Origin of the sequence: Methylobacterium sp. CCH7-A2 (assembly GCF_001557075.1) — a bacterium.
In the GTDB taxonomy this organism is placed as follows: Bacteria; Pseudomonadota; Alphaproteobacteria; order Rhizobiales; family Beijerinckiaceae; genus Allobosea; species Allobosea massiliensis.
This window is the reverse complement of sequence record NZ_LSKN01000017.1, coordinates 1-2,567: the sequence shown is the minus strand read 5'-3', so window position 1 is coordinate 2,567 and position 2,567 is coordinate 1. Positions and strand designations below refer to the sequence as shown.

Below are 2,567 nucleotides of genomic sequence, written 5' to 3'. Positions count from 1 at the left end.
AAAGCCGGCACGCGGTGGCTCTGCGAAGCTACACCACCAGCAGGGACACGACCGACGCAGGCCGATGTAGGACTGCTCGCAGCCCAAATCGAACCCATCGCAGCCTTCCTTGCGACCGTCCGATACGGCACCGCTCCATCGCCGCGAAGCCGCTCCCGCACGTCTGAGGACGAGGACTTTTAGATGGTCCTCAGGGTCAACCCGGTCCACGATATCGCCTATTTCGACGCAGTCGCTGCAGACGCGAAGCGCTTGGTCGACCGGGCGCGCCGCACCATGTCGAAAGAGCGGAAGGCAGCGAGAGATGGTCTTGGATACTACGACCATGGCGCGGAAGACGGTGTTGGTATCTTCACCAGGCTTTGCCGCGGCGATCCCGATCCCCGCAGCTTGTTTGCAGCTTGCGAGTCGGGATCGGTCGCCGAAACGCTGATGATCCGCCGCCTGGCAGGGCGTCGTCATCCCAAAACAGGCGCTCTGCTACCCCTGAAGCACCAGCGCCGGTGGCTCAAGAACGCGCAGAAGCTTGCTCAGCAGGTCGTCGGTTACGACCTCCGCATGTCGGCTCCCAAGGATTTTTCAGTCCTGTGGGGACTTTCCCCGCCGGACCTGGGAGCCTTGTTGTCAGGCGCTCATCATCGCGCGGTTGACCGTGTGCTCGCCTTCATTCGCGACAATGGGCTGATCATCACGCGCTCTGGCCAGGACGGCCATCAGCGCGAGGTCGTCTCTGACGCGCTGATCGCGGGCTACTTCCACAAACTGAGCCGCGACAACGACCCCCAATTGCACTCGCATTGCGTGCTGATCAATCTGTGTCAGCGCGCTGATGGTTCTGTCGGGACGGTCGACTCTCGGAAGATCGTCGCATTTGCGAATGCCATGACGGAACTCTACCGGGTCGAGTTAGCCTCCATTCTGACGCGGGAGCTGGGGTTGGCCGTCATCCCGGAGCAGCATGGATTTGGCTTGCCGGCGATCCCAAAGCAACTCCGGGAGGTCTTCTCAAAACGGAGGAAGGCGATCGTTGCAGAGGCGCAAGCCCGCGGCTTCGTCACGGCAAACGATCGGAAGGCAGCGCAACGCGTCAGCTATGACACGCGTCGGTCGAAGTCTGAACCGCCCCGAGTTTTCTAGACGCCCTCGGCTCGCGCTTTGTGCTGGCGTTCGAACTCGACGGGCGACAGCATCCCGTTTCGTGCATGCTTGCGGGTCGGATTGTAGAACATCTCGATGTAGTCAAACACGTCGGCCCGCGCCTCATCCCGCGTTCGGTAGACCTTGCGCCTGATCCGCTCGCGCTTGAGCAGGTTGAAGAAGCTCTCGGCCACGGCGTTGTCGTGGCAGTTGCCCCGCCGGCTCATGGATGGCTCCATGTCGTGGTGCTTCAGGAACGAGGCCCACTCCTGGCTTGTAAACTGGCTGCCCTGATCCGAATGCACCAGCACGCGGCCCTTCGGTTTGCGCCGCCAGATGGCGGCGAGCAGAGCTTGCAGGACGACATTGGTCGTCTGCCGGGGCTGCATCGACCATCCGACGACGCGGCGCGAGAAGAGGTCAAGCACGACCGCCAGGTAGGCGAAGCCCTCGTGGGTGCGGATGTAGGTGATGTCGGTCACCCAGGCCTTGTCTGGCGCCGCGGCATCGAACCGGCGATCGAGCGTGTTGTCGACGGCAAGGGACGGCTTGCCGCCATAGTGGCCGGGACGACGCTTGTAGCCGATCTGCGCCCGGATGCCGGCGAGCCGCGATAGGCGCGCGATGCGGTTCGGACAGCAGCTCTCGCCCATGTCCGCGAGGTCGTCGTGGAGCTTTCGGTAGCCGTACACCTTCCCGCTGTCCCGCCAGGCCGCACGGATGAGTTTGGTCTGCCTCTCGTCTTCCCGCGCTCGCCGGCTGAGCGGATCCTTCAGCCAAGCATAGAAGCCGCTGGGCTGCACCGACAGGCAACGGCACATGGCGCGGATCGAAAACACCGGACGATGCTCGGCGATGAACGCGTACCTCACCTTGCATCCTTGGCGAAGTACGCGGCCGCTTTTTTTAGGATATCGCGCTCCTCGGTGACCCGCTGCAACTCGCGCTTCAGGCGGCGGACCTCGGCGGCCTGATCGTCATCGCGGGTCGCCGCAGCCGGCTTTGCGTATCGCTTCTTCCACTCATAAAGCGAGTACTTGCTGATCCCCAGGCGAGCGGCGACCTCGGCCACCGGGTAGCCTCGCTCAGTGACCTGAAGGACCGCGTCGCGCTTGAAGTCGTCGGTGAAGTTCGCTTTGCCCATCGGGGCCTCCTTGCCTGAAATTTAGGGAAGAAGGCGTCCAGGAATCTAGGGGCGGTTCACTTCGACCGGTCGAGATGCGCCAAAATCGCTAGACGTTCGCCTGGGCAAAAGCGCCAGTTCCTGACATTCCGGCTCGGCCCCAAAACCGACATTGATGCCTAGCTCCACCATCGCACCGGGGAGAGGAGCTGCAATGGTCAGCGCCGGAACCGCCCAGGGATCATGCTTATCGTAAGCGTCGTCCTCAGGCCACATCCCTGAGAGCGGCCTGAGCCGGATATTCCCA

The 2,567-nt window shown here is 62.9% G+C and carries 3 protein-coding genes; 1 reads left to right on the top strand and 2 read right to left on the bottom strand.

What is annotated here, in order from left to right:
* Positions 1-183: 183 nt before the first annotated feature.
* Positions 184-1,137, top strand: coding sequence for a MobF family relaxase (mobF, locus tag AX750_RS01435; protein ID WP_067253451.1), 954 nt, complete (start codon positions 184-186; stop codon positions 1,135-1,137).
* Here mobF and AX750_RS01430 read toward each other — a convergent pair.
* Positions 1,134-2,281 (bottom strand): IS3 family transposase gene (locus AX750_RS01430; RefSeq protein WP_156451800.1). Its coding sequence is split into 2 segments (ribosomal slippage): positions 1,134-2,047 and positions 2,047-2,281, totalling 1,149 coding nucleotides; the frame shifts between segments, so codons are not numbered across the junction. The genes mobF and AX750_RS01430 overlap by 4 nt on opposite strands.
* A gap of 45 nt (positions 2,282-2,326) precedes the next feature.
* Positions 2,327-2,567, bottom strand: a 241-nt coding sequence (locus tag AX750_RS26700; protein WP_210173034.1) for a hypothetical protein, incomplete at its 5' end; no start/stop codon positions are given.

Bases quoted from the DNA above. Each gene is read 5' to 3' on its own strand.
- mobF (WP_067253451.1), top strand. From the start codon at position 184: ATGGTCCTCAGGGTCAACCCGGTCCACGATATCGCCTATTTCGACGCA.